Annotated in this window: 25 protein-coding genes; 14 read left to right on the top strand and 11 right to left on the bottom strand. The window is 68.5% G+C overall.

All coding sequences use genetic code 11. From position 1 onward, the window contains the following. Nucleotides 1-11: 11 nt before the first annotated feature. From ACPCUW_RS17195 to ACPCUW_RS17175, 5 genes are read right to left on the bottom strand one after another with little or no spacing between them, the layout of a single operon-like run. Complete coding sequence (locus ACPCUW_RS17195; RefSeq protein ID WP_423425887.1) at nt 12-1,136, bottom strand: acyl-CoA dehydrogenase family protein; 1,125 nt, start codon at nt 1,134-1,136, stop codon at nt 12-14. Beyond that, on the bottom strand, nt 1,133-2,317 hold the full coding sequence (locus tag ACPCUW_RS17190; RefSeq protein ID WP_423425886.1) for an acyl-CoA dehydrogenase family protein: 1,185 nt from the start codon (nt 2,315-2,317) through the stop codon (nt 1,133-1,135). The genes ACPCUW_RS17195 and ACPCUW_RS17190 overlap by 4 nt, the downstream gene beginning before the upstream one ends. Nucleotides 2,318-2,320: 3 nt before the next feature. Continuing rightward, nucleotides 2,321-3,139 carry an enoyl-CoA hydratase/isomerase family protein gene (locus ACPCUW_RS17185; RefSeq protein WP_423425884.1) on the bottom strand — a complete coding sequence of 273 codons (819 nt, stop codon included), beginning with the start codon at nt 3,137-3,139 and terminating at the stop codon, nt 2,321-2,323. Nucleotides 3,140-3,173: 34 nt separating this feature from the next. Continuing rightward, nucleotides 3,174-4,133, bottom strand: a complete 960-nt coding sequence (locus ACPCUW_RS17180; protein WP_423425883.1) for an acyl-CoA dehydrogenase family protein — start codon at nt 4,131-4,133, stop codon at nt 3,174-3,176. Continuing rightward, nucleotides 4,130-5,284: an acyl-CoA dehydrogenase family protein gene (locus ACPCUW_RS17175; RefSeq protein ID WP_423425882.1), complete on the bottom strand. Its 1,155-nt coding sequence runs from the start codon at nt 5,282-5,284 to the stop codon at nt 4,130-4,132. Before ACPCUW_RS17175 ends, ACPCUW_RS17180 begins: the two co-directional genes overlap by 4 nt. Nucleotides 5,285-5,378: 94 nt before the next feature. Between ACPCUW_RS17175 and ACPCUW_RS17170 the strand changes: the two genes are divergently transcribed. Continuing rightward, the gene (locus ACPCUW_RS17170; RefSeq protein WP_063018440.1) at nt 5,379-6,185 is read left to right on the top strand and encodes a FadR/GntR family transcriptional regulator; all 807 of its coding nucleotides are present in this window, start codon (nt 5,379-5,381) and stop codon (nt 6,183-6,185) included. 39 nt (nt 6,186-6,224) lie between these two features. Here ACPCUW_RS17170 and ACPCUW_RS17165 read toward each other — a convergent pair whose 3' ends face one another. Then, nucleotides 6,225-6,563 (bottom strand): hypothetical protein, encoded by a 339-nt coding sequence (locus ACPCUW_RS17165; RefSeq protein WP_423425881.1) that lies wholly within the window; start codon nt 6,561-6,563, stop codon nt 6,225-6,227. A gap of 135 nt (nt 6,564-6,698) precedes the next feature. Here ACPCUW_RS17165 and ACPCUW_RS17160 point away from each other — a divergent pair, with 135 nt between their 5' ends. The 10 genes from ACPCUW_RS17160 to ACPCUW_RS17115 all read left to right on the top strand — a co-directional run bounded on the left by ACPCUW_RS17160 (nt 6,699) and on the right by ACPCUW_RS17115 (nt 19,322). Further along, nucleotides 6,699-7,400, top strand: a complete 702-nt coding sequence (locus ACPCUW_RS17160; protein ID WP_063018444.1) for a DUF4389 domain-containing protein — start codon at nt 6,699-6,701, stop codon at nt 7,398-7,400. A gap of 429 nt (nt 7,401-7,829) precedes the next feature. Continuing rightward, nucleotides 7,830-9,434 (top strand): SMP-30/gluconolactonase/LRE family protein, encoded by a 1,605-nt coding sequence (locus ACPCUW_RS17155; protein ID WP_423425880.1) that lies wholly within the window; start codon nt 7,830-7,832, stop codon nt 9,432-9,434. Further along, nucleotides 9,431-10,279, top strand: a complete 849-nt coding sequence (locus ACPCUW_RS17150; RefSeq protein ID WP_063018446.1) for an SDR family NAD(P)-dependent oxidoreductase — start codon at nt 9,431-9,433, stop codon at nt 10,277-10,279. Before ACPCUW_RS17155 ends, ACPCUW_RS17150 begins: the two co-directional genes overlap by 4 nt. A gap of 19 nt (nt 10,280-10,298) precedes the next feature. Beyond that, complete coding sequence (locus ACPCUW_RS17145) at nt 10,299-11,675, top strand: aromatic ring-hydroxylating oxygenase subunit alpha (RefSeq protein WP_423425879.1); 1,377 nt, start codon at nt 10,299-10,301, stop codon at nt 11,673-11,675. A gap of 30 nt (nt 11,676-11,705) precedes the next feature. Beyond that, a complete protein-coding gene (locus tag ACPCUW_RS17140) occupies nt 11,706-13,532 on the top strand; it encodes a flavin-containing monooxygenase (protein ID WP_423425877.1) in 1,827 nt (608 codons plus the stop codon). A 32-nt stretch (nt 13,533-13,564) separates the two neighbouring features. Next, complete coding sequence (locus ACPCUW_RS17135; protein ID WP_305780422.1) at nt 13,565-14,482, top strand: SDR family NAD(P)-dependent oxidoreductase; 918 nt, start codon at nt 13,565-13,567, stop codon at nt 14,480-14,482. After that, complete coding sequence (locus tag ACPCUW_RS17130; RefSeq protein ID WP_423425875.1) at nt 14,479-16,179, top strand: thiamine pyrophosphate-binding protein; 1,701 nt, start codon at nt 14,479-14,481, stop codon at nt 16,177-16,179. Before ACPCUW_RS17135 ends, ACPCUW_RS17130 begins: the two co-directional genes overlap by 4 nt. A gap of 58 nt (nt 16,180-16,237) precedes the next feature. Further along, complete coding sequence (locus tag ACPCUW_RS17125) at nt 16,238-17,671, top strand: aldehyde dehydrogenase family protein (RefSeq protein WP_423425873.1); 1,434 nt, start codon at nt 16,238-16,240, stop codon at nt 17,669-17,671. 83 nt (nt 17,672-17,754) lie between these two features. Beyond that, on the top strand, nt 17,755-18,582 hold the full coding sequence (locus ACPCUW_RS17120; protein ID WP_423425871.1) for a TauD/TfdA dioxygenase family protein: 828 nt from the start codon (nt 17,755-17,757) through the stop codon (nt 18,580-18,582). Then, nucleotides 18,579-19,322 (top strand): SDR family NAD(P)-dependent oxidoreductase, encoded by a 744-nt coding sequence (locus tag ACPCUW_RS17115; RefSeq protein WP_063018468.1) that lies wholly within the window; start codon nt 18,579-18,581, stop codon nt 19,320-19,322. The genes ACPCUW_RS17120 and ACPCUW_RS17115 overlap by 4 nt, the downstream gene beginning before the upstream one ends. 77 nt (nt 19,323-19,399) lie before the next feature. On the opposite strand, the gene ACPCUW_RS17110 is transcribed toward ACPCUW_RS17115, so the two are convergent. Continuing rightward, nucleotides 19,400-19,981, bottom strand: coding sequence for a carboxymuconolactone decarboxylase family protein (locus ACPCUW_RS17110; RefSeq protein ID WP_305780418.1), 582 nt, complete (start codon nt 19,979-19,981; stop codon nt 19,400-19,402). A 212-nt stretch (nt 19,982-20,193) separates the two neighbouring features. Here ACPCUW_RS17110 and ACPCUW_RS17105 point away from each other — a divergent pair, with 212 nt between their 5' ends. Next, a complete protein-coding gene (locus tag ACPCUW_RS17105) occupies nt 20,194-20,949 on the top strand; it encodes a class I SAM-dependent methyltransferase (protein WP_423425868.1) in 756 nt (251 codons plus the stop codon). Nucleotides 20,950-20,970: 21 nt separating this feature from the next. On the opposite strand, the gene ACPCUW_RS17100 is transcribed toward ACPCUW_RS17105, so the two are convergent. Continuing rightward, a complete protein-coding gene (locus tag ACPCUW_RS17100; RefSeq protein ID WP_305780416.1) occupies nt 20,971-21,636 on the bottom strand; it encodes a PAS and ANTAR domain-containing protein in 666 nt (221 codons plus the stop codon). 392 nt (nt 21,637-22,028) lie between these two features. On the opposite strand from ACPCUW_RS17100, the gene ACPCUW_RS17095 reads away from it, so the two are divergent. Then, on the top strand, nt 22,029-22,859 hold the full coding sequence (locus tag ACPCUW_RS17095) for an RNA polymerase sigma factor SigF (protein WP_423425866.1): 831 nt from the start codon (nt 22,029-22,031) through the stop codon (nt 22,857-22,859). Nucleotides 22,860-22,882: 23 nt separating this feature from the next. Here ACPCUW_RS17095 and ACPCUW_RS17090 read toward each other — a convergent pair whose 3' ends face one another. The 3 genes from ACPCUW_RS17090 to ACPCUW_RS17080 form a co-directional block, all read right to left on the bottom strand. Beyond that, the gene (locus ACPCUW_RS17090) at nt 22,883-23,287 is read right to left on the bottom strand and encodes a DoxX family protein (protein WP_423425864.1); all 405 of its coding nucleotides are present in this window, start codon (nt 23,285-23,287) and stop codon (nt 22,883-22,885) included. A gap of 134 nt (nt 23,288-23,421) precedes the next feature. After that, nucleotides 23,422-23,874, bottom strand: coding sequence for an SPW repeat protein (locus tag ACPCUW_RS17085; RefSeq protein ID WP_423425863.1), 453 nt, complete (start codon nt 23,872-23,874; stop codon nt 23,422-23,424). Between the two features lie 98 nt (nt 23,875-23,972). Further along, nucleotides 23,973-25,016 (bottom strand): alpha/beta fold hydrolase, encoded by a 1,044-nt coding sequence (locus ACPCUW_RS17080; protein ID WP_423425862.1) that lies wholly within the window; start codon nt 25,014-25,016, stop codon nt 23,973-23,975. Between the two features lie 109 nt (nt 25,017-25,125). Between ACPCUW_RS17080 and ACPCUW_RS17075 the strand changes: the two genes are divergently transcribed. Further along, complete coding sequence (locus tag ACPCUW_RS17075) at nt 25,126-25,755, top strand: class I SAM-dependent methyltransferase (RefSeq protein ID WP_063018482.1); 630 nt, start codon at nt 25,126-25,128, stop codon at nt 25,753-25,755. Nucleotides 25,756-25,774 lie beyond the last annotated feature (19 nt).

Raw genomic sequence — 25,774 nt, 5'->3', positions numbered from 1 at the left:
GCAGTCACTCCTCAGGGTGTGAAGCCCGGATCCCGGTAGCGGCGGGCGAGGTGCGCCCGATGGTCGGCCGGAGATCCGCACAGCGCGCGGTTGAGGGTGGCGCGTTCCAGGTAGCGGTGGATGCCGCTCTCCCAGGTGTAGCCCATTCCGCCGTGCAGTTGCATGGCCTTTCCGGCGATGTCGACGGCGGCGGCACAGGCGTGGGATTTGGCTCGGGCGATCGGGATCCACGCATCCGCCGCGCCGAGGACGTGTGCGGCCACGGCGTCGTCGACGAGCCGGCCGGCGACGCGCAGGGCGACGAGCATATCGGCGCACGCGTGTTTCACCGCCTGGAACGAGCCGACGGGTCGGCCGAATTGTTCGCGGGTGCGCACATGGGTGACGGTGGCGTCCAGCGCCGCCTCGGCGAGTCCGACGCTGTCGATTGCGGTGGCCAGCGCGGCCCGCTCGAACAGCGCTCGGAGCGGGCCGACATCGGCCCAGCGCCACATTGAATCCGCCTCGATGCGGGCGTCCTCGGCGCGCACCGCACCGACGGTGCGGGTCCCGTCGAGAATCGGCTGCTCGGCGACCGCGATACCGGGTGCGCCGGGTGATACCGCCACCAGAACCGTCGATCCGTCCGGTTCCGCCGCCGGAATCAACAAGGTGGTCGCCGATGCGACGTCGGCAACGAATTCCGTTGTGCCACGGAGAGATATTCCATCGTCGCGGCGCTCGATACGAAACGGCACGAGCCCGCCGGACCCGCCCCACGGCGGCGCGGCATCCCCGCCCGCGACCACGATCGGCACGGCCGCGCCGTCGGCCGCCGCGCGCAACAGCCGGTTGCGTGCGGCGCCCGGCGCCGCCGCGGCGAGCGCGGGCAGCGCCAGCACCGCCATCGAGGCGTAGGGGCTGCGGGTGAGGGCGCGGCCCATTTCCCGCAGCACCACCGCCACTTCGGCGAATGTCGCGGCGGCACCGTCGAATTCGGCTGCCACCTCGAGCCCCGGCCACCCCGAGGCCGCGATCGGCGTCCAGTCCTGTGGCTCGCCCGGTGCGGTCGCGCCGAGTACGCGCCGTGCCACCGCGCGCAGGTCGTCGTGCAATTCCGCGAAGCCGGTCACCGGCTCCGACAGCTGCCCGGTCATCGCGGCACCACCGGTTCCCGGGGCAGGCCGAGTCCGCGTTCCCCGATGATGGTGCGCTGGATCTCGCTGGTGCCGCCGGGAATGGTCCACTCCCACGAGCCGAGGAAATCGAGCATCCAGGCCCCCGACTCCCACCCGCTGGATCGCGGTTTGCGCAGCACCGTATGGGCGCTCACGCCGGCCACCTCCGTTCCGAAGTCCGTCATCCGCTGCAGCAGTTCGCTGTAGTACAGCTTCACGATCGAGGCGTCGGCCGGGCCGGGCCGCTCGGCCGCGACCAGATCCGCGCACATTCCCCGCAGGCCGGTCAGTTCGGTTTCCAGCTGCGCCACCCGGTCGGCGACCGCTGGATCGTCCAGCGCACACCCGCCGCCGGGGCGCGGTCGCGCGCACAGTTGGACCAGTCGCCGGAAACCGCCGTGCGCCAGCCGTTCCGCCAGCTCGAGCATCGTCAACCCGCGTTCGGCGCCCAGGGTTCGCTGCGCCACCTGCCAGCCCCCATGCTCGGGACCGATGAGATTCGCCGCCGGAATCTCGACATCGTCGAGGACGATCTCGCAGAAATGCCACTCCCCGGTGGCCTGCCGGATCGGCCGCACGTCCACCCCGGGCGAGCGCATATCGAGCAGGAAGTACGAAATACCCTGCCGCTGCGCAGCTTTCGGGTCGGTGCGGGCCAGCAGCAGGCACCAGTCCGCGAATGCCGCGCCGCTGGCCCAGAGCTTGCGTCCTTTGACCACGTAGCTGTCGCCGCGGCGGCGGGCGGAGGTGCGCAAGGCCGCCATATCCGATCCGGCGTCCGGTTCGGAGAAGCCCTGACACCAAATCTCCCCGTCCAGAATCGCCGGCAGGTGCCGCTCGCGTTGCGCGGCGGTGCCGGCGGCCAGCAGCGTCGCGGCCGCATGATGGATGGAGACGAACGCCAGTACCAGCCGCGGCGCGTCGTGCGCGGCGAGTTCGGAGTACAGCACCGCCTGCTGTGCGACCGGCATGCCGCCGCCCCACTCGCTCGGCCAGTGCGGCACCGCGAAGCCCGCGGCGCGCAGGCGCTGGAACCACTCCTGCTGAAATTCGACGAATTCCGCGTCGGTGGCGCCGGTCTGGCGCGCCCGCCAGTCGGGCGGGATATTCGCCGCACACCAGTGCCGCACCTGCTCCCGGAATTCGGCCGGTGCATCCATCGGTTACCTCCGGGCCGCCGCGCGCCGCAGCGCCAGCAGCCGTTCACGATGTTCGGGTGAGCACATGGTGACCGATTCGGCGGCGAATCCGGCCTGCATCGCACCGGAGAGCGCTTGCGACAGATACATATTCGCCACGCGCTTGGTGGCTCGCAGCGCCGGCGCCGGTTGCGCGGCGAGCCGCTGTGCCAGCCGCGACGCGTCGTCGAGCAGGTTCTCCGGTTCGGAGACCGAGGTGGCCAGTCCCAGGTCGACGGCGGTCGGGGCGTCGATGCGATCGCCGGTGTAGAGGTAGACACGCGAGCGCAGCAGCGGGGTGAGCAGCGGCCAGAAGGCCGCGCCCCCGTCACCGGCGACCAGCCCCACGCTCACATGCGGATCGGCCAGATACGCGGTGCGCGACATCAACACCACATCCGACAGGACGGCCACGCTCGCGCCCAGTCCCATGGCTGGACCGTTGACCGCGGCGATCACCGGCAGCGGGAACCGCAACATCTCCTCGATGATCTGCGCACCTTCGCGCAGGCTTTCCTCCCGCGCCACCGAATCGTCGAGGAAGGAGGTGATCCAGTCCAGATCGCCGCCCGCGCTGAAGGCCCGCCCGGCGCCGGTGACGACGACGACCTTCGCCGCGGTGTCGGCCGCCAGCTGTCGCCACACATTGGCCAGTGCCCAGTGCAGCGGTTCGTTCACGGCGTTCAATTCGTCGGGCCGGTTGATGGTCACCGTTCGCACCGGCCCGCTGCCCGTCACGGTCAGCACGTCGGGCAGGTCGTAGTTCGCGATATCGCGGTTCGGAATATCGTCCGTCACAGGCACTTACCGCACTTTCGCATTCGACGCACTGTTGCACTCACTGCCATGTCGCATCGACTGCCTCCTCGCCGTCGAACGGCCCGGGCAGCCCCCGCGTGCCGAGATGGCGGGTCAGTCGATCGCGGGTACCGGAACTCGCCCACGGCAGCCGGCGCAACGGCAGGCTGTAGCGCGACAACCACGACAGCGGCGATTCGTCGCAGAAGCCGACGGCCCCGTGCAGCTGGTGGGCGACCCGGAACACGGATTCCGCGGCATCGAGCGTGGCCACCCGCGCCGCGAGCGCGTCGCCGAGAGCATCCTCCCCGCCGCACTGGACGCTCCACAAGGCGTATTTCGCGAGGACGTCCACCCCGCTGCGTTCGACCTCGGCGTCGGTGAGCTGAAACTGCACGCCCTGGAATTTCGCGAGCGGCTGTCCGAACTGGGTGCGCATCAGGACGTGGGAACGGGTGAGATCGAGGGCGCGGTCCAGCATGCCCAGCAGCGTCCAGCAGCTCAGTGTCAGCGCGAGGGCCGCATCCGCGCTGCCGGCCGCCCCGACCGAGGTCAGCGCCAAGGGCGTCACGAAGGCGGAGGTGCGTGGCGCCGCACCGTCGGGCAGCGCCCGCGCCTGGAAGAGCTTGCCCTCCACCGTGACTGCCGACCACCGCAGGTCCAGCTCGGCGACCGCGCCGCGAGGATGCGATTCGGTGATCACCACCAGACCGTCGGCGTCCGCGTCGAGCGGCCGTGCCAGCCGTTCGGCCAGCGGATACGGCAGCGCCCAGTAGCCGGCACTGCGGCACAGCGCCCCGGCGGCCTCCAGATCGTCGCGGTCGCGACGCGGATCCAGCTCCCACGCCCCGAGTCCGGCCAGCACGGACGCGACGATCTCCCCGCGACGAGACGGATGGGCCTCGGCGTCCTGGATCAGCCGATCCCCGCCCGCGGCCTCGAAGGCCCGGCTCGCCTCCCGGCCGTAGTCGGCGGCCTCCCGGCTCAGATCGATGTTCACGACGCCCCCAGCAGTGCCCGCGACAACAACAGCCGCTGCATTTCGATACTTCCCGAGGCGATGGTCGCGGCCTGCGAATACCGCCAATGATCGGCGACGGCACGGCGAAACCAGCTCTCGCGCCGCGCATCCGGTGCGGTGTCGAGCTGATCGGCCAATTCGGTGAGGACTTCGGCACTGTCCTGGTCGAGCCGCGTGACCGCGATCCGATAGGCGGCGGCGTCGCCCGGCGCCACCCGGTCCTCGTGCTGCATGGCGACCACCCGGTAGGCCAGCAACCGCGCGCGGCGGCAGTGCACCAGCATGCGCGCCCAGCGCCCGCGCAATTCGGCCGGCACCTCCGCCCAGCGATCGCCCAGCACCTCCGGCGCCGCACGCAGCAGTCGCTCGCACCGGGCATAGCGGGCGATGCCGACGCGTTCGAAGGCCAGCACCTCCTGCACGACCTTCCAGCCGTCGCCGACCGTGCCGAGCACATCGGCCTCGGTGACCCGCAACTCGTCGAAGAAGACCTCGTTCAGATGATGCGGCCCCATCATGGCCCGGATCGGCCGGACCTGGACCCCCGGCGCGGTCATCGGCACCAGGAAGATGGTCAGCCCCTGCTGTTTGCGTTCGCCGGTGGCCGTGCGCGCCAACAGGAAACACCACTGCGCCATGGTGGCGTAGGAGGTCCAGATCTTCTGGCCGCTGATCAGCCAGCCGTCGCCGTCGCGGCGGGCGGTGGTGCGCAGCGAGGCCAGATCCGACCCCGCCTCGGGTTCGCTGAATCCCTGACACCAGATCACCTCGCCGCGCGCTATGGGCGGCAGGTGGGTGCGCTGCTGTTGCGGGGTGCCGTGTCGCATCAGCGCCGGCCCCACCCAGTTGACCCCCATGTACTGGGCGCCGCGCGGCTCGTGATGGGCCCACATCTCCTCGCGGACCACCGTCTGCTCCCACACCGATCCGCCGCGCCCGCCGAATTCCCGGGGCCACGCCGCGCACAGGAGCCCGCGCTCGGCCAGAACTCCGCAGAAATGCTGCGCGACCGCGAGATCTGCCGGGTCGTCGGTGAAGGCGCCCAGGAAATCGGCGGGGACGTGCTGGGACACCAAGCGCCGCAATTCATCTCGCAGCGCGTTGGCGGCCTCCCCCATCGTGAAGTCCATCACCCGACGGTACGTCAATCCTCACAAGGATAGCAATATTTGAATGGTCAGCACCAGCTGGTTAGAATCCGTGCATGGACCAAAGGCAGCCCGCGTGACCACCGCGCGTCGCGGGCGGATTCCGCAGCGCCGCATCGCCGAAACGGTCGCCTCCGAGCTGCGCACCCGCATCCTGTCCGGCGACGACGACTATCGCCTGCCCACCCAGGACCAGCTGGTGAAGGAATTCGGCGTCAGCTATCCCTCGATCCGGGAATCGCTGCGCATCCTCGAGACCGAGGGACTGGTCACCGTGCGGCGCGGCAATGTCGGCGGCGCGGAGGTCCACCGGCCCGACGAATACTCTGCCGCCTATCACCTGGGTCTGGCGCTGCAGGGAGCGCGGGTCACCCTCGGCGATCTGGCCGCCGCCTTGCAGATGCTCGAACCGCTGTGCGCCGCCGAATGCGCTCGCCGCCCCGATCGCGCGGAAGTGGTGGTCCCGGCGCTCGAGGCCAATATCCACGCCTGCGAAGAAGTGGTCGGCGACGGTGTCGCCTTCACCCGCACCGCCCGCGAATTCCACGATCTGGTGGTCGCTTTCACCCCGAACGCGACCGTGCGCTGCGTGGTGTCGAGCCTGGTCACCCTGTGGTCGGCGCAGGAGCAGGCCTGGGCCGAGACGCTCACCCGGCGCGGTGAGTACCCGTCGAAACCGCAGGCCCACGACGCCGCCCGGGTGCACGCCCGCCTGGTCACCGCGATCGCCGACGGCGACGACGCCGAGGCCGAACGCCTGGCCCGCGCCCACCTGCGCGCGACCCAGTCCGTCGTGCTGGAGCGCTACGACTCCGGTGTGGTGAACGCGTCCTCGGACATGGCACGCCAGGCGATCGCCGCGGGGCCCCGCGCCCGGCTGTAAACGCAAGCGAAAGACGCTGCGGCACAGCACATCGCGAATTCAGTCGCGGTAGCGCTGCGCGACCGCCGCGAATTCGTCGAGGGCGCGCAGCGATTCCGATTCCGGCAGGGTCGGCAGTGCCAGGGTCACCCGCTGCACACCGGCCTCGGCATAGGCATCCAGCAATGCGGGATCGGGCGCGACCGGCGTGATCGCGATCGGGATGCCGCTGTCGCCGACGGCGGCCAGTTGGTCCGGCACCTGCGCCGGGTCGGATACGCCGTTGGGCCCCCAGCCGATACCGAGGCGCACCGCACGCCGCGCCGCGACCTCCCCGCCACCGACGAAGATCGGCGGATGCGGACGTGAGCTCCGCGCGTGCGCGGGATGGCCGACCACGGCACCGACCGGCCGCGTGTTCCGGCCCGGCGACGCGCACCGGCCCGAATTGCCCCTGCGCGCAGCGTGAATGCGAAACAATCGTGCATATCCGACGCGGCTCGGCTGGGCCGCGACCGCCGAGAGGAGCGTGACATGCAACCCGAGGCATCTCCCTACCCGGTCCGCGTGCGCGGCGATCTGGATCCCGCGCTGTCGCGCTGGCAATGGATCGTCAAGTGGATTCTGGCGATCCCGCACTACATCGTGCTGTTCTTCCTGAGTATCGCCTATGCGGTGGTGACGGTCATCGCGTTCTTCGCCATCCTGATCACCGGCCGCTATCCCCGCGGACTGTTCGATTTCACCGTCGGTGTCCTGCGCTGGTCGTGGCGCGTGCGGTTCTACGCGCTCTCGGCGCTCGGCACCGACCGGTACCCGCCGTTCAGTCTGCGGCCGGACGAGAACTATCCGGCCGACCTCGAGGTCGACTATCCCGAGCGGCTGCACCGGGGTCTGGTCCTGATCAAATGGTGGTTGCTGGCGATCCCCCAGTATCTGATCGTCTGGGCGTTCGTCGGCAGCTCACGGTACTGGGGCAGTGACGACGAGGGGACCGCCGTCATCTGGATTCCGCTGCTCGGCATCCTCGTGCTGATCGCGGCGATCGCGCTGCTGTTCACCGGCCGCTATCCGAACGGCCTGTTCGCCTTCGTACTCGGCATGAACCGCTGGACGCTGCGAGTCCGGGCCTACGTGTCGCTGATGCGCGACGAGTACCCGCCGTTCCGGCTGGACCAGGGGCCGCGTGAACCCGAAAACGCCCCGCGCCCAACCGAATCCGGTCATCCGGTCTGATCACTCCCTGGTCGGCGCCGGCCGCAGCCGCGACGGCCGGGCGCCGGCCGGTGTGTAGCCCCGCACCCGGAGTTGGTCACGCCACCGGCCCGCACAGTCGCCCGCACGCCGAAGTGTGAGACCAGCCGGCCTGTCAAAGGGCCCATCCCGGCCGCGAGCAGTCCGCGCACGAGCAGCGCCGCCGAAACCAGGCCGAGACTCCACCCGACATCGGTAATCATCGCCGCAGGTGACGGCCGGTAGCTCGCGCATGCTACGTCAATCCTGTCAATGATAACAACACTTGAATGATCGGAATTGGAGAACTACGCTCTCCCTCAACGAGAGGGTGTCATACATCACTATCGTCTCGCGGCGAGACCGGGTGCCGACACCGAATCGAGTGATTCCTCGTCCCAGAACTTCCCAGAGCACTACGGAGGCTTCGCGGTGACTACACCGGCGCGCTACCTCACCTCGACCGCGGCGAGCGTCGCCGACGGGTGGACCCTCGACCGCATCACCGCACCGAGCAGGTTGTTCGGCGCCAACGGCATTCGCACCGGCGCCGACGGGCGGATCTACGTCGCGCAGGTGGCGGGCAGCCAGATCAGCGCCCTGGACCCGAATTCCGGCGATCTGGAGACGATCAGCGCGATGGGCAGCGATATCGTCGCGCCCGACGACATCGCCTTCGCACCCGACGGTGAGCTCTACATCACCGAGTACTACGACGGCCGCGTCAGCATTCGCGACGGCAAGGGCGCAACCCGGGTGCTGCGTGACGATCTCCCCGGCGCCAACGGCATCACCTTTCACCGGGGCCGGCTGTTCGTCGACGAATGCCGCCCGGGCGGGCGGCTGATGGAAGTGGACCCGGCCGGCGGCGCACCGCGGGTGCTGCTGGACGGGCTGCCGATGCCGAACGCCCTCGAGGCCGGGCCCGACGGCAAGCTCTACTATCCGCTGCTGGGCAGCAACGAGATCTGGCGCATCGATCCCGACGGCGGCGAACCCGAGCGGGTCGCGGCCGACCTGGGCGGACCGGACGCGGTCAAATTCGACGCCACCGGCTGCATCGTCTCCACCCAGGTCGCCACCGGTGAGGTACTCCGGATCGATCCGCGCAACGGCGAGCGAACCGTCCTAGCGACCGTCGGGCCGGGCCTGGACAATCTGACCTTCGTCGGCGAGCGGCTGTTCGTCTCCAGTTTCACCGGCAAGATCACCGAAATCCTCGCCGGCGGCGCCACCCGCACCGCCCTCGCCGACGGACTGACCTGGCCGCTGGACCTGACCGTCGGCCCGGACGGCACCCTCTACATCGCGGACGGCACCTTCCTGCTCGCCGTCCCGCCGGGCGGCGAATTGTATACCGCCGGAATGCTTTTCAGCCCCAGCTACCCCGGCTATATTCGCGGACTCACCGCGACGAGCGGCGGTGAGCTCATCGTCACCGGCAACGGGTCGGTCTCGCGCTATCGCCCGGCCGCCAACGAGAGCGAGGTGCTCGTCGACGGGCTCGACCAGCTCTACGGTGTGGCGGTCGCACCCGACGGCACCGTCGCGGTCGCCGACCGGGGCACCGGCACCGTGCACGCGGTACGCGATGGGCGCGCCGAACTGCTGGCGAGCGGACTGCACGATCCGATGGGCGTGGCATTCACCGCGTCCGGCATCTGCCTGGTCGCCGAGGCAGGCGCGGGCCGGGTGGCGGCGATCGACGGTTCGACGGTGGATACGGTGGCCGACGGGCTCGGCCGGCCGCACGGGCTGGTGGTTCACGCCGGTGTCGTGTACATCGTGGACGTCGAGGCCAAGGAATTGATCGGCCTGGATCCGACAACCGAAGCGCGCCAGGTGATCGCGCGGAATCTGCCGGTGGGCGCCCCGCCCGGGGTGACACCCAAACCGTTGAAGGGCCTGCTGCCGTTCTCCGGACCGCAGGGACCGTTCAGCGGCATCGCCGCCGGGCCCGACGGCACGCTCTACCTCTCCGGCGATGCCGAGGGCAGCGTCCTCGCGATCCGGCGCGACGGCCGGTCGCAACGATGACGGTCAACGACTTCTTCGGACTCGACGGCCGGGTCGTCATCGTCTCCGGCGCCAGCGGAGGCGGCATCGGCACGGCGGTCACCCGCCGCATCGCCGAGGCGGGGGCCCGGGTGATCGCGGTGGGCCGCTCCCGCGACAAACTCGACGCCGATATCGCACCGCTTGCGGCACAAGGACTTCCGATCGTGCCGGTGGCCGCCGACGCCGCCACCGACGAGGGCATCGCGACGGTGCTCGATCACGCGCGCGCGGCCGAGGGCGACCTGTACGGCCTGGTCAATATCGCCGGTGGCGCAGCACCCGCGACCTGGATGCCGGCCACCCGGGTCACCCGCGAGGACTGGCGGGCGCTGCTCGAATGGAATCTGGAGACGATGTTCTTCTTCAGCCAGGCGGTCGCCGCCGAACTGAGATCGCGGGGGCTGCCGGGATCCATCGTGTCGCTGTCGTCGATCAGCGGGATGAACGCCGCCCCCTTCCACATCGCCTACGGCACCGCGAAGGCCGCACTCGTGGCCGCGACCCGGACCCTGGCCGCCGAACTGGCACTCGACGGAATTCGCGTCAACGCGGTCGCCCCGGGCGTCACCGCGACCCCGGCCTCGGGCACCTACGTGGGCGCCGATCCCGAGCGCGATCGCCGAGCCATCGCCATGGGCCGCCGCGCCCGGCCGGACGAACAGGCCGGGCCGATCCTGTTCCTGCTGTCCGAACTCTCCAGCTACATCACCGGGCAGACCGTGCTGGTCGACGGCGGGCTGAACTTGAAATGGACCCATCTGGGCGCGGACAACACCTCGTTGTTCCTCGAGGACGACGGGTTCCGTGCCGCCATCACACGCTGAGACGCCGTCAGGAGAAGTCATGACCGAAACTGCCGACAGCATCACCGAGACGACCGCGGCGCCACCGCTGTCGACACCCATGACGATCGGCGTCGAGGCCTACATCGGTCCCGAGTACGCCCGCGCCGAGGGCGACAAGCTGTGGGCGAAGGTGTGGCAGCAGGTGTGCCGCGTCGAGGAGCTGCCCCGCGTCGGCGATTTCCTCACCTACGACATCCTCGACGACTCGATCATCGTCGTGCGCACAGCGCCGGATACGTTGCGCGCCTATCACAATGTGTGCGCGCACCGCGGCCGCCGCCTGGTCGACACCCCGCCCGGAGCCCATGACGCACACGGGCAGCGCAAACAGTTCGTCTGCGGATTCCACGGCTGGCGCTACGACCTCGAGGGCCGCAACACCTTCGTGCCCGAACGCGGTGACTGGACCTGCGGACTGACCGAACGCAACGACGGTTTGGCGCCGGTGCGCGTCGACACCTGGGGCGGCTGGGTCTGGATCAATCTCGATCCCGACGGCGAATCGCTGCGCGACTATCTGGAACCCGCTGCCTCCCTGCTGGATCCGTTCCACCTGGAGAACATGCGGTACCGCTGGCGGCGGTGGCTGACCTTCGACTGCAATTGGAAGGTCGCCTTCGAGGCGTTCATGGAGACCTACCACGTCCCCTACACCCATCCGGAATTCATGAATTTCGGCAATTTCCTCGGCTGGGGCCGCGCCCAGGGCCGACACAGCAATATCGGCTACGACGCCCCGAAGGGGATGGAGGAGAACCAGGGCAAGCTGCGGATCGGCGCCGGTCCCGACGCCCGGATCTCGACCGCGCAGCTGCAGAATTTCACCTGGGAGAACGCCAACACGAATACCACCGAGACGATGGTGGAGGTCGCGAATCGCCTCGCCGACGAACTCCCCGCCGATACTCCGCCCGACCAGGTGATGCGCTATTGGCTCGACACCTGCCGCAAAGAAGATGCCGAACGCGGCGTGGTGTGGCCGACCGTGGATCCGGAGATCGTCGCGAAAAGCGGTACCGCCTGGCAGATCTTCCCCAATTTCCAGATCGGGCACGCACTGAACAACATGCTGTGCTACCGATTCCGGCCCTACGGCTACGACCCCGACAAGTGCATCTTCGAGGCCGCGGTCTTCGAATTGTTCCCGCCCGGTGCGGAACCGGAGACCGAGTGGATCTACACCCCGGTCGGCGATCCGGGCTGGCGGACCGTGCTGCCACAGGATTTCGACAATATGGCCGCCGTTCAGCAGGGCATGAAATCCCGCGGCTTCTCCGGTCCGAAACCCAATCCGTACCGCGAGCGCACGATCGTCAACCTGCACCACAACCTCGCGAGGTATATGGGCACCGGCGCGCCGACCGACCTCGAATGACCCGAACTCCCACCCCACAAGGATTTTCCGATGAAACCCTGCGCCCCCACCCGGACCCCCGAGGTCGACAGAGACGCCCTGCGGCAGAAGTATCTGGCCGAACGCGACAAGCGGCTACGCCCGGAGGGCCAGCAGCAGTACCTCGAGGCTGCCGGCGAATTCGCGGACTTCTACGAATCCGACCCGCACCTGCCGGTCGTTCCGCGCGCCCCGATCGACGCCGATATCGAGGTCGTGATCCTGGGCGGTGGATTCGCCGGACTCATCACCGCCCACCGGTTGCAGCAGGCCGGTGTCACCGACTTCCGGATCGTGGAACTCGGCGGCGATTTCGGCGGTGTCTGGTACTGGAATCGGTATCCGGGCATCCAGGTCGACTCCGATGCCTACTGCTATCTGCCCCTGCTCGAGGAAACCGGATTCATTCCGAAGGAGAAATTCTCCCACGGCGACGAATGCTACGAGCACGCCCAGCGCATCGGTAAACATTTCGGGCTCTACGACAAGGCGATCTTCCATACGCTGGTGCGCGCCTTGGAATGGGACGAGCAGATCGCACGCTGGCGCATCGCCACCAACCGCGGCGACGAGATCCGCGCCCGCTTCCTGATCATGTGCCAGGGGCCCTACAACCGGCCGAAACTGCCCGGCATCCCAGGAATCACCGAGTTCGAGGGCCACACCTTCCACACCGCGCGGTGGGATTACGACTACACCGGCGGTGACCTGCACGGCGGCCTGGATCGCCTCGGCGACAAGAAGATCGCCGTCATCGGCACCGGCGCCAGCGGGGTGCAGGTCATTCCGCATCTGGCGCGCGGTGCGAAACATCTCACGGTCTTCCAGCGCACGCCGTCCTATATCTTCGAGCGCGACAACCACCCGACCGATCCGGAATGGGTGGCCTCGCTGCAGCCGGGCTGGCGCACCGAACGGCAACGCAATTTCCACAATGCCGCGTTCGCCTTCTACTCCCCCGGCGAACCGGATCTGATCTGCGACGGCTGGACCGAGGTCGCCCGCAATCTGGCGGCGAAACTGAACGAGACCGACGGCTGGGCCGCACTGGCCGATCCGGCGACGTTCCTCGAACTCAAGGAAATCGAGGACTACCGCGCCATGGAACGATTGCGCCGGCGCGTGGAACAGATCGTCACCGATCCCGAGACCGCGGAGAAGTTGAAGCCGTACTACCGCAACATGTGTAAGCGGCCGGTGTTCAACGACGAATACCTGCCGACGTTCAACCGGCCCGATGTGACCCTGGTCGACGTCTCCGACACCAAGGGCGTGGAGCGGATCACGCCCAAGGGCGTCATCGCGCACGGCGTCGAATACGAGGTCGACTGCATCGTCTTCGCCAGCGGCTTCGAAATCACCACCGCGCTGGATCGCCAGTTCGACATCGCGCCGTTCGCCGGCCGCAACGGGAAATCGCTGTACGAGCACTGGGGCAAGGGTTTTCGCACGCTGCACGGAATCATGGCGCACGGATTCCCGAACCATTTCGCGACCGGCTTCATTCAGGGCGGGGTCACCGCGGCCACCACGCTGATGTACGAGCAGCAGGCCGACCACATCGCCTACATCATCGCCCAGGCGCAGGCACGCGGCGCGACCCGCGTGGAGCCGACGGCGGAGGCCGAAGCGGCGTGGGTGCAGACGATTCGAGCCAACACCGTCGACAACAGCACCTTCGTCATGGAATGCACCCCCGGCTATTACAACAGCGAGGGCGAGCCCAACGGCCGCTCGTTCCTCGGCGACCCGTTCTGGGGTGGTTTCTATGTCCTCGAGGAATTGCTGCAGGCCTGGCGTGACGCCGGCGATCTGGACGGCCTCACGCTGACCACCTAGACCCGGAAGATGTTGCGCGAGAGGATATATCGTTGTCCGAACTGAGATTCGACGACCGCGTCGCGGTGGTCACCGGCGCCGGACGCGGTCTGGGCCGGGCGTATGCCCTGCTGCTGGCAGAGCGCGGCGCGAAGGTCGTGGTGAACGATTCCGGTGCCAGTATGCGCGGCGACGACGCCGACGCCGGAGTCGCCGCCGAGGTGGTCGCCGAGATCGCCGCCGCGGGCGGCACGGCCGTGGCGTGCACCGCATCGGTCGCCACCCCGGAGGGCGGCCGGGCGATCGTGGACACGGCGCTGGACCGGTTCGGACGCCTCGACATCCTGATCCACAACGCCGGCACCGTGCGCTACGGATCGCTGACCGAGCTGAGTTACGAGGATTTCGAGGCCGTGGTGGATGTGCATCTGCGCGGGGCCTTCCACACCGTGCGCGCGGCCTTTCCGGTCATGAGCGAGGCCGGTTACGGGCGGGTGGTGCTGACCTCCTCGATCGGCGGCATCTACGGCAATCGGGCGGTCGCCAATTACGCCGTGTCCAAGGCGGGCATGATCGGCCTGTCGAATGTGGTCGCCCTCGAGGGCGCCGAGGTGGGCGTGCGCTGCAACATCATCGTGCCCTCGGCGCTCACCCGGATGGCCGCCGGCATCGACACCTCCGCCTATCCGGATATGCGCCCGGAACTGGTGGCTCCCGCGGTCGCGTATCTCGCGCACGAATCATGTTCTCTCACCGGCGAATTGCTCGTCGCGATCGCGGGCCGGGTGGCGCGGGCCTATATCGCCGAGACGCCGGGGGTGTATCAGCCGTCCTGGACCGTCGACGAGGTCGCCGCGCGCATCGACGACATCCGCAACACCGACAACTCGTGGATCCTGCCGCCGCTGAGCGCGCACGCCGACCACATCGGCCGCAGCTTCGCGATGGCGACCGAAGGGAAGCAGCAGTGAAGGTTTACGAACGGATACTCGAACTTTTCGAGGCCGAGGGTATCGACACCATCTTCGGCATTCCGGATCCCAACTTCGTCCATCTGTTCCACCGCGCCGAGGAGCGCGGCTGGAAGGTGGTGGCGCCGCATCACGAGGAATCGGCCGGAATGATGGCCGAGGGCGTCTCGCGGATGACCGGGAAGGCCGCGGTGTGCATCGGCACGCTGGGCCCCGGTATCGCGAATCTGTCCGGTGCCATCATGTGCGCCAAGGTGGAGAATTCACCGATCATCTTCCTGGGCGGGCAGCGGGCCCGGATCACCGAGCAGCGGGTGCGGCGCGGCCGGATCCAGTTCGTGCAGCAGGCCGGTCTGGTCGAGAATTCCGTGAAGTACAGCGCCAGTATCGAATACGCGGATCAGACCGACGAGATCATCCGCGAGGGGCTGCGCAAGGCACTGTCGGGAACGCCGGGCCCGGTGTACATCGAATATCCGTCGCATGTGATCGAGGAGGAACTCGATCTGCCGCCGGCGCTGCCACCGCACCGGTACCGCCTGGCCGGACAGACCGCGGGCCAGGACCGCATCGCCGAAGCGGCCGAGCACATCCGGGCCGCGAAGCAGCCGATTCTGCTGATCGGGCACGGCGTGCACACCGCGCGGGCGGCGGAATCGGTGAAGCAACTGGCCGATCTCATGGCCGCCCCGGTGATCCAGACCTCCGGCGGCACCTCCTACATTCCCGGCCTCGAGGATCGCACCTTCCCCTACGGTTTCTCCCCGTCGGCGGTGGAGGCGGTCGTGCAATCCGATCTGTGCCTGGCCATCGGCACCGAACTCGGCGAACCGGTGCACTACGGTCGCGGCCGGCACTGGCAGGCGGGCGAAGCGGACCGGACATGGATTCTGGTGGAACAGGATCCGGCCGCCATCGGAGTGAACCGTCCCATCGACGTGCCGCTGGTCGGCGACCTGCGGGCAGTGGTTCCGCAGCTGGTCGACGCACTGCGCGACACGCCGCGCACTCCGTCTCCGGAGCTGGCGGACTGGATCGAGCGCGACGCCGCCCGGCTGGCCGAACTGGCCGAATCCGCGCCCAGCGGGATGAGCCCGGTCCATCCCGCACGCCTGATCGTGGAGGCGACCAAGGCGTTTCCCGCCGACGGCATCATGGCCCGGGACGGCGGCGCCACCACGATTTTCGGCTGGACGTACTCGCAGGCCAAGCCGCACGACGTCATGTGGAATCAGAACTTCGGGCATCTGGGCACCGGGCTGCCGTATGCCATCGGCGCCTCGGTGGCCGACGGCGGCAGGCGGCCGGTCATGCTGATCACCGGCGACTCCTCGTTCCAGTTCCAGATCGCCGAACTGGAAACCGCCGCACGCCTGAATCTGCCGCTGGTCTGTGTGGTCGGCGTCGACTACGCCTGGGGTCTGGAGGTCGGCGTCTACAAACGCACCTTCGGGCACGGGTCGCTCGAAACCGGCGTGCACTGGAGCACCGCGGTCCGGCTGGACAAGGTGGCCGAGGGATTCGGCTGCTACGGCGAATACGTCGAACGCGACGACGACATCGCACCGGCCGTCAAACGCGCCTTCTCCAGCGGCAAACCGGGGGTCGTGCACGTCGCCGTCGATCCGAAGGCCAATTCCGAGGAGATGCCGAGCTACGACGAATTCCGCACCTGGTACGCGGAAGGGATGCAGTAGACCCCGTGCTCGACAACCCATGCCCCACAGCACATCCGAAGAGAAGGACAGGCGGCTCATGCGTGAATATCCGACGTTCTACATCGGTGGGCAGTGGGTCGAACCGGCGACCGCGCAGACCATCGACGTGATCAACCCGGCGACCGAACGGGTCTGCGGAAAGGTCGCCGCCGGATCGGCCGAGGACGTGGACCGGGCCGTGGCCGCGGCGCGGGGCGCGTTCGAGACCTGGTCGGCGACCACTGTGGCCGACCGCCTCGCCGTGTTGCGGGGGGTCGCGGCCGAATATCAGTGCCGCCGTGACGATCTGGCGGCGGCGCTCACCGAGGAGATGGGCGCACCGGCCGCGCTCGCCGGCGGTTTCCAGGTCGATCTGGGCGCCGGACATCTCGATACCGCGATCGCCGCACTCGCCGAGTACAGCTTCGAGCAGCGCCACGGCGCCTCGCTGGTGGTCAAGGAACCGATCGGGGTGTGCGGACTGATCACGCCGTGGAATTGGCCGCTGAATCAGATTGCGGTCAAAGTGTTTCCGGCGCTGGCCACCGGGTGCACCGTCATCTTGAAACCGTCGGAGCAGTCGCCGTTCACCGGGCAGATCTTCGCCGAGATCCTCGATGCGGCCGGGGTGCCCGCCGGGGTGTTCAATCTGGTGCAGGGCGACGGCCCGGGCGTGGGCGTGCCGCTGTCGGGCCATCCCGGTATCGACATGATCTCGTTCACCGGCTCCACCCGTGCCGGTATCGACATCGCCCGCAACGCCGCGCCCACCGTCAAGCGGGTCACCCAGGAACTCGGCGGCAAGAGCCCGAATATCGTGCTCGACGACGCCGATTTCGCCACCCACGTCGCCAAGGGCGTGGTGACGATGATGAACAATTCCGGCCAGACCTGCAGCGCCGGATCGCGGATGCTGGTCCCCGCCGCCCGCATGAACGAGGCGATCGACGCCGCACGCGAGGCCGCCGCCGGCATCAGCGTCGGCGATCCGACCGGGGAGGTCGCCATGGGCCCGGTGGTGTCGGGCGCCCAGTTCGACAAGATCCAGGCATTGATCCGCAAGGGCATCGAGGAGGGCGCCACCCTCGTCACCGGCGGCACCGGCCGGCCGGACGGGCTGGAGGTCGGATTCTATGTCAAGCCAACGGTTTTCGCCGATGTCGGCAACGAAATGACGATCGCCCGCGAGGAGATCTTCGGGCCGGTCCTCACCATTCTCGGCTACGACGGCCTCGATCACGCGATCGAGATCGCCAACGACACCGAATACGGTCTGGCCGGCTTCGTCGCGGGAGCCGACCTCGACCAGGCGCGCGCGGTCGCCCGCCGCATCCGCGCCGGATCGGTCGCCATCAACGACGGCTTCGACTTCGCCTGCCCCTTCGGCGGCTATCGCAAGAGCGGCAACGGACGGGAATGGGGCGCATACGGTTTCGAGGAGTACCTCGAGACGAAAGCGATCCTGGGATACGCCCCGGAGGAGGGGGCGTGAGGGGGTCCGCGCGCCCCGCACCGGGAGTTTCCCGCGCCGGGGCGGCGGTCCGACCGCGCAGCATCGACAGACAGGAGCATCGGATGCCGGCGATCACCACCACCAAACTCAGCGAAACGGTCGGTGTGCGGGTCGACGATGTCGACCTCGACCGGCTACGCAGCGACGACGACCTGCCGCAGGCGTGCCTGGCCGCGCTCGAGGAACACGGCGTGCTGCTGTTCCCGCGGTTGCACGCCGACGACAAGACGCAGGCCGCGTTCTGCCGCAAACTCGGGGAGCTGGTGCAGTTTCCGCTGTACCCGAATCCGGATGTGATGGAGATCAGCTTCGATCCGGACAACCCCAACGTGGAGTATTTCGCCAGCAACGACTACTGGCATCTGGACGGTTTCATGGACGAGGTGCCGGCGAAGGCGTCCATCATGAGCGCTCACGTGGTGACCGAGACGGGCGGTGAAACCGCGTTCGCGAGCACGTACGTCGCCTACGACGAATTGTCCGAGGAGGAGAAGCGGCGGTTCGAAGGGTTGCGGGTGTGGCACAGCTTCGAGGCCATTCAGCGGCTGACGTATGCGGACCCGACTCCGGAACAGCTCGAGGAGTGGGCGCGTCGCGGCGGACGGGAACATCCGCTGGTGTGGACGCACGAATCCGGCCGCCGCTCACTGGTTTTCGGCGCCTCGGCGGATCATGTGGTCGGCATGGACCAGGACGAGGGCCGCGCCCTGCTCGACGATCTGCTGGCGCGGGCGACCGCACCGGACCGGGTGCTGTCCCATCGGTGGTCGGTGGGTGACATGGTGATCTGGGACAACACCGGCCTGGTGCATCGGGCCTGCCCGTTCGATCGTTCGCAGCCGCGACGCATGCACCGCTCCACCCTGGTCGGGCAGGAGTCGATCAAATGAGCGGCCGCACAGCGATCGTGACGGGCGGCGCATCCGGAATCGGCGGCGCGATAGCGCGCCGGCTGGCCGCCGACGGCTCGCCGGTGGCGGTGTTCGACGTGGACGGCGCGGCGGCCGATCTCGCGGCGCGGGAGATCGGCGAGGCCGGCGGTAAGGCGATCGGGGTGGCCGTGGACGTATCCGACCGCGCCGCCATCGACACCGGAGTGCAGCGGGTGCGGGCCGAGCTGGGACGGCCCTCGATTCTGGTCAACAGCGCCGGAATCACCACGTCCGGGCCGTTTCTCGACATCACCGCACAGCAGTGGGCGCGGGTGCTGGCGGTCAACCTCACCGGCACGTTCGACTGCTGCCAGGCCGTGCTGCCCGATATGGTCGAGCAGGGCTGGGGACGCATCGTCAACATCTCCTCGTCGAGTGTGCACAGCGGCGCGGCGGGGATGGCCGCGTATGTGTCCTCGAAGTCCGGGGTGCTGGGATTGACGAAGGTGCTCGCGCTGGAATTCGCGCGAAAAGGCATCACGGTCAACACGATTCCGCCCGGGTTCATCGATACGCCGATGATGCGAGCCACCGCCGAGCGCGGCTTCATCGATGTCGGCAAGCAGATCGACGCGACTCCCGTCGGGCGGATCGGGCTGCCGGAGGATATCGCGGCCGCCTGCGCGTTCCTGGTGAGCGAGGAGGCCGGCTACATCACCGGGCAGGTGATCGGCGTGAACGGCGGACGCAACACCTGAGGTGGGTCGCGGTGGGGCCGGGTCTGCCGTCCGGCCTCATCACCCGGGACCGGCCCCGCCCTCGGCAGAACGCCGGGTTACCGATGCCGCGGCAGATAGGGCTTCAGATCGTCCTCGGGTTCGACGCCGAAGGATCGCAAGGCCATGGCGAGCATATCGTAGGTGCCGACGGTGAAAACGATATCCATGAGTTGATTCGGCTCGAATTCGGCGGCCAGAATCTCCCATGTTGTGGCGCCGACCGCACCGTCGGACAGTAATTCGTCGGTGGCGACGAGCAACGCCCTCTCGGCCGTCGTCCATTCATCGTCCGGTTCCCCCGCCGCAACCTTTTCTATTTCCGCTTTCGGCATTCCCGCTATTTCGGCGAGAATCGCATGCTGGGCCCATTCGTAATCGCAATGCCGGACGGCGGCGACGCGCAGGATCAGCAGTTCGCGCTGCCGGTCGTCGAGCGTGGATCCGTACAGCAGATGGCCGTTGAAACTCAGGAATGCCTTGGCCAGCGCGGGATATCGCGCGAGCGTACCGAGCAGGTTGGCACCGGCGGGGTGGGTGTCGGCCGGGGTGTCACCGAGCACGGAGGAACGAAATTCTCCGATGAAGCCGACCAGTTCCGGCGACCACTCCGACTTTTCCGCGGGCGATATGCGAGCCACGACCGACTCCTTCCGACCGGCGCGCATGCGACCCGGCCATGAATATTCGGGCCGCACCTGGCCGCCCTGAATCCGCATTCCACCGGTGAATACCGGCTTCGGAAAATGCTATCAAAAACATCATTGTTTCGCGACGGTGTTCCGTGCGGATCATGCCGCCGCCGTCTACAATTCGGTTCCGAATTCCGACCCGATCGCAGTGGGGAGCGAATGTGCTGGGAGACGAGCCCGTCTCGGACGCGTACGCGGCCAACGCCGAGTTCTGGATTCGCATCGTGCGCGAAGACCTCGACCCGTACCGCAGCGGCCTCACCGACCCGGCGCTGCTCGCGCTCGTCGGCGAGTGCACCGGCTTGCACATCCTGGACGCCGGATGCGGTGAAGGGTATCTGGCCCGCGAATTGATCACGCGCGGTGCGGGTTTCGTACACGGCGTCGACACCTGCACGGAATTCGTCGCGGCCGCCGCGAGCCATCCGGCGCACGATCCGGCTCGCACGCGATTCCGGCTTGCCGACGTGGCCGCACTACCGCTGGCCGACGACAGTGTCGACCTGGTGGTGGTCAACCGCCTTCCGCACGGACTGTCCGAGCCGGGGCGGCGCTTCACCGAATTCGCCCGGGTCCTGCGCCCGCCGGGACGGCTGGTGATGCTGATGATGCATCCCTGTTTCTATGTCGCCCGTGGCGAACGCACCAGCGCCGGAACGGGTTTCACGATCGACGACTATTTCGCCGGACGGACGGTGCGACAGCGGTTCGAGGTCGCGGGGACCCGCTCCCCCGCCGCATCGGTTCAAGCGCTGTACTCACTGGAAGCGACGATCGGAATGCTCACCACCGCCGGATTCGCGATCACCGCCGTGCGCGAACCCCGGCCCTCCGATCGGCAGCGGCGCGAAAACCCTTGGTGGGACGAACACTTCACTCGTCCGCTGTTCCTGCTGCTGGAGTGCGCGCTGCCGTAGACGCGGCCGATAGCGCACGGGCTACTGCTCGTCCCGGCGGTGGAGCGTCAGCAGGAGATGATCGAGCCGGGTCCGCGTCGGCGCGGGCACCGGGGGCATGCTGTCCAGATCGTCGACGAGGTGCGCGGCCAATTCCTGCAATTTGATGTTGGTTTCCTGGGATCGCCAGGCCAGCACCCGGAACGCTTGCTCCGCTGAGATCCGGTAGACGAACATCAGTATTCCCTTGGCCTGTTCGATCGCCGCCCGGCGCTCGATCACGGCGGGCAACTCCTCCTCGAGTAGTAGCCGGCGCTCCCGGTCGACCGATTCGGTGAGGTCGACATAGTAGCCCTGCGTGCCGATCGCCTGACCCGACGCATCGAGCATCGGCTCCGACACCACCAGCACGTCGCGGACCGTGCCGCCGGTGTCGACGATGCGGTGCCTGCTGGAGAACGGTGCGTGGTCCTCCACCGAGGTGACGATGGTGGCCTCGACCCGGTCTCGGTCGTCTGGATGCTTGTGCTCGAGCAGCAGCTCGGTGGTCGGCTCGACCTGCCCCGGGGCGTAACCGTGCATGCGGGCCACCTCGTCCGACCACTCCCACCGTTGTTCGGCGAACCAGAATCGGAACCGGCCGACGCCTTGCGGTTCACCGGCGCCCACCACCCGCTCGACGCCGTCATCCTGCCCGCCGCCAACCATGGTCGCAGCCTACTCCCCCATTCGGCAGGGCCTCTCACCTGCGCCGATGCCCTGCCGGCGGCGCCGACGGGGCGGCCGTGCCGAGGCGATGCGCGGCGGCATCCGATCCGTAGCCCAACCGATACCGGATCCTTTCCGGATCTCGACCGATGAAACCGGAGGGTCCGTAGGATCGGTTCGGTACGCGAACGGCGCGCATCCGCCCGCCCCCCAGCGTTCGATTGTGCACCACGTAGATGCGTTGCGCGCCAACCTGTTTCGAAACTCCGGCGCAGGCCGAGGCGAACGATAGCCGAATGCGAACATCCGTGCGCAGGCACAGCACCGATGAGCTTGCGTGATCGAGGTGCTCGCTCCATGTCGTCGCATACGACGGAAACGGAGTGGCCCGAATGACACATCCCGCACGAACCCACCGGACCGGAGGCGCCCGGTCGCGTAGCGACAGCTACGACAACATCGAACCGTGGTTCGACAAACTCGCCGACCTCGACGCCACCGACCCGCACCGGCGGGCACTGCGTGAACACATCATCGAACTGTGTTTGCCCCTGGCCGAGCACATCGCACGCCGCTACCTCAACCGCGGCGAGGCCTACGACGATCTGCTGCAGACCGCCCGCATGGGCCTGGTACTCGCGGTGGACCGCTTCGATCCGGGACGTGGCGCGCCGTTCCTCGGATTCGCCGTCCCCACGATCATGGGCGAGGTGCGCAAGCACTTCCGCGACCACACCTGGGCGGCCCGTGTACCCCGCCGCTACAAGGAACTGCGCCACCGGATCGTGAAGGCCGGCGATCCTCTCACTCAGCGCCTGGGCCGGGCGCCCAATGCCCGGGAGCTGGCCGCCGAGCTGGACGTCGACATCATCGACATCACCCAGGCGCTGGTCGCCGCCAACGTCTACCAGTGCGATTCCCTCGACGCCGCGCGCACAGAACGCGACGACACGCCGTCCACGGCGGCCGCGGCGCTCGGTGTCGACGAGCCCTGCTACGAGCTGCTCGAACAGGCCGCCGCGGTGCGGCCGCTCATCGCCGATCTGCCTCAGCGCGACCGCGACATCCTCGTCCTGCGATTCTTCGAATCGAAAACGCAATCGGAGATCGCCGAGCATTTCGGGGTGTCGCAGATGCATGTGTCACGACTGCTGACCCGGATCCTGGACACACTGCGCGACGGAGTGTGGCGTACGCCGGAGGACGCGGTCGCGCAGCCGTAGCGCGGCGAATCGGCCGGTGCCGGCTATCCGCCGCGCTTGTCCGAGGCGACGAACAACAGCCCGCCGATCATCGCCATATTCTTGTGGAACTGCACCTGCTGCGGCTTGCGCGCCGCGGGGTCGTCGAGCGCCCAGAACGCGTGTCCCGCAATGGTTGTCGGCACCATCGAGGCGACCAGTGCCAGCGCCGACAGCCGCGGTAATCTGCCCAGCGCCAGCAATACGCCGGCGGCCACCTGGACGCCCGCGTTGACCTGCACCAGCAGCTTGTCGTCCTCGGGCAGCGGTACGACCGTGCGCACCGCCGCGAGGGTCGGCGCCGCCGCCTCCGGCCGGGCGCCGGGCTCGCGCAACGCGTCCGCGCCGAGTACGGCGTAGGTGGAGCCCATCAGTACGCGCGCCGCCGCACGCATCGGGTCGTAGCGCATATCAAACTCCTTTTCAGGGAGTAGGAAGCGGAATAGTTGCCGTCGTGGCGGCGACTACCCCGCTCGCCGATCTCCATACGCGCGCCGTGCCGACGGGCCCGGTTCACGCTCCGGCGACCCGGCGCCGCCGCGACTCACTGGTGTGCCGCCGCGGCGTGCGGTCGCCGGTCACTGACGGCCGTGGTCACAAGCAACCCGGCCGCCGCTAGACCCAGAACGGTGACGATCGCCCCCACTACGACATTGGTCCAGAGCACGCCCGTGGGGCGCTCACCCACGACCCAGGGGCTGATGATCTGCCAGACGCCGATCGGGATCAGGACCCAGCTCAGCCCGTAGCCGTGCGTCGGTATCGCGGTGATCACCAGGCCGATCACGGCTACGGCGATACCGAGGATCAGATTCTGCATGACCAACTTCGGCGCGACGGAGAAATCGTTGATCACCCACGGCGTGATGGCCGTGAACAGTCCCGCCAGCAGGACCAATCCATCGACCGTCACAACCGACGCACCACCAGGGCCGCCGTGGCGAGCCTCCCGTCCGGTGGGCCGGTCCACTGCGGTGCTCTGCGGATAGCTGACCATCTCGAGTCTCCTTCCCAACTTCGTTCGGTGCCGTCCGACCGGCCGGCACTGTCGGGCTACCCGGTGTCGTCGCGATGAACCCGGGCGTGGACGCGGGATCAGGATGTGCGGTCCGGGCGATGCGTTCGGATGGCGGCCGACGCGGCGGCGCGCGAACGGACGCCGAGTTTGGTGCGCGCGTTCGCGATGTGCCGGTGCACGGTGTGCGGACTGAGGGTCAGCCGCTCGCCGATCTGCGCGTCGGTGAGCCCCTCGGCGACCAGGCGCAGAATTTCGCGCTCGCGCTCGGTCACCGCCTCGGGCCCCGGCGGTGCCGGCTCGGCCCGCACCGGATATCCCAGCCCGCGCAGAATCGCGTCGGCGACCGAGGTCGCATCACCGCGCCACGGGAAATGGTCCTCGCCGTACAGTTCCACGAAGCTCGCGCGGGGCACCCGGCGGGCGACGTCGAGGCCGAGCGCGAAAGGCACCGCGCGATCGTCCCTGCGATGCAGCACGGTGGTCGGGACGGTGACGGCCGCCAGGTACTCGGTGGCGTCGAGTTCGTATGTGGCGGCCAAGGATCGGGCGGCCTGTTCCGCCGTCGCGGACAGCCGCTGGAATCGGGCGAACCGTTCGCGTTCGGCGCTGTCGGCGCCGGGCACGAACACATCGGCCAGCAATCGGGACCCCAATCCCCAGTGCGCGGAGATCGCGTCCACCAGCGCCCGGCGCGCACCGTCCGGTGCGATGTCCACGCCCCGGGCGAACGATCCGTAGAGGACGAGCCGATGCACCCGGCGGGGCAGCCGGGCCGCGAGTCCCGCGGCGACCGCCGAGCCCGACGACGCGCCCAGTACGGCCACCCGCTCGAACCCCAGCGCATCGACGATGTCGGCGGTCACGGCGATTTCGCCGTCCGCATCGACCGGCACCCCCGCCTCGGACAGTCCTCGCCCCGGCTGGTCGTACCGTATGACGGTGAACCGGGTCGCCAGCCGGGACACGAAGGCGCGGAACAGCGGATCCTTCCAGTTGAGGATCAGGTGGCTGCACCACCACCCGCCGATCAGCAATGCGGGACCGCTGCCGACCACCGAACAGGCGACCTCGCCGCCGACGGTCCGCACCCGGTGGATCACCTGATCCTCGGCGCGCCCCATGCTCCACCCTCTCGCGCGGCGGCCGTCGAGGCCGGCGCATCATCCGGCATCGATTATGGCCCGAAACGGCCATGACGCGAAGGGCCGACACCGGCCACACTCGTACACCATGACCACAGCAACGTTCGGCGAACGATTCTTCGCCAGCTGGTATCCGGGCTTCATGGCCCGCGTCGATCGGGCCGGACAGGCCGATCTGCGCCGCACCCAGCTCACCCACGCATCCGGTCGCACCCTCGAAATCGGGGCCGGCGACGGCCTGTCCGTCTCGCACTATCCGGACGGCCTGGACGAACTCGTCCTGCTCGAACCGAATCCGGCGCTACGCGCCCGCTTGGCAGCCCGCGCCGACGCCCTCTCCGCACCCGTCACCGTCGTGGACGGCGACGCGCACCGGCTGGACTTCCCGGCCGCCAGTTTCGACACCGTGACCGCCTCCCTGGTCTTCTGCTCGGTGCGTGACCCGGCCCGGGCGCTGCGCGAGGTCCATCGTGTACTGCGTCCCGGCGGCCGCTTCCTGTTCCACGAACACGTCCGCGGAACCGGCCTGCGCGCGGGCGTCCAGGACCTGCTCACCCCGCTGCAACGACGCCTCGCGGACGGCTGCCACGCCAATCGCGACTTCGAAAGTCTGCTCGCGGCAGCCGATTTCGATATCGAGGTCATCGAACACACCCGGATGCCGACCGTGGTACCGACCATCGTGCCCTTGGTCGTCGGCACCGCGCGCCGGCGGTGAGGGCCCGCCGCCGCCGGTG

The organism is Nocardia sp. AB354, from assembly GCF_049538315.1.
Lineage (GTDB): Bacteria > Actinomycetota > Actinomycetes > Mycobacteriales > Mycobacteriaceae > Nocardia > Nocardia nova.
This window is presented reverse-complemented; position numbering and strand designations above follow the sequence as displayed.